This is a genomic window from Brachybacterium sp. AOP25-B2-12 (assembly GCF_052378625.1).
GTDB lineage: Bacteria > Actinomycetota > Actinomycetes > Actinomycetales > Dermabacteraceae > Brachybacterium.
In genome coordinates this window covers 1-228 of record NZ_JBQSXW010000100.1, presented here as the reverse complement: position 1 = coordinate 228, position 228 = coordinate 1, and the positions used below count along the sequence as shown (strand labels likewise).

The following is a 228-nucleotide window of genomic DNA, read 5'->3' as shown; positions in this document are numbered from 1 at the left end:
GCTCACGGCATCACTCGCCTGGTCCGGGTGGTCACCGACAACGGCTCCAACTACCGCGCGAAGACCTTCGTTCGCACTGTGACCGCGCACGCGTCGCGGCATCAAAGGACTCGGCCCTACACGCCCCGACACAACGGAAAAGTCGAGCGCTACCAGCGGATCCTCTCCGAGGAATGCCTCTACGCCCACGCCTTCTACTCCGAAGACGAACGGCGCGAAGCGATCAAC

General features: G+C 63.6%; 1 protein-coding gene. It reads left to right on the top strand.

Features of this window, described 5'->3' with window-relative positions; all coding sequences use genetic code 11:
* On the top strand, positions 1 to 228 hold a 228-nt coding region (locus ACT3TZ_RS15330), incomplete at both ends, for an integrase core domain-containing protein (protein WP_444584272.1).